This is a genomic window from Vibrio sp. 704, assembly GCF_033339295.1.
The window spans coordinates 1-675 of sequence record NZ_JAWOUH010000491.1 but is presented as its reverse complement, the minus strand read 5'-3'; the positions used below and the strand labels follow the sequence as shown (position 1 = coordinate 675).

Genomic DNA, 675 nt, shown 5'->3' with positions numbered 1-675 from the left:
CGAGCGTCAGCAGTAAAGCCATTACCTAGATCCTGAGTTGCTGTGAAGTTGATACGTGGAGAGTTTGTGCCTACGTCAGTATCACCTTGCTCTGAACCGTTCAGGTTAACAGACACATGGCCACCAATAGAGAACGTAGTGCCATCGTTATTGTAAAGTTCCACTGCTACTGCTTGAGTACCGAATGTTGCAGCTGCGATTGCTGCCGCTAGGAATTTTTTGTTCATTTATTAAGTCCATGTATTTATTAGTCGGTTAGTCGATTTGCACCTTGAGCATTTGGATTTATGTACGAATGAACGCCAATAGCTTCGGGTGTATACAAAGGTTTTTTGGGGCATCTTTTCCGCCAAAACTGAATTACCTTTGCGCAACAACTGCCGCCACTTTATTTGAAGACTCTTCGGCAACCGAGTGAAAAATTATAAGAAACCGAATAAAAGCAAACGTTTAGATTGCTAACTTATCATCCATCCAATCGATAACCTTACAAATTGAAATGTTTTGTAACGTGCAAGATCACGAAATCTCATAACCCTCTGAAACTTAAATGATCGAGCCAGATGATTAAGAAACATTTGCTTACATTTGTGAACCTAAAACACCTTCAGGAACTTTTTGGAAAAATTGTGGCCAGTAATCAAGCACGAAAAAGCTAAAAAAAGCTAAAACCCT

Annotated in this window: 1 pseudogene; it reads right to left on the bottom strand. The window is 40.0% G+C overall.

Annotation, left to right across the window (positions count from 1 at the left end):
* A pseudogene (locus R7R24_RS27310) lies at positions 1-227 on the bottom strand (porin); the annotation flags it as partial.
* Positions 228-675: the final 448 nt, after the last annotated feature.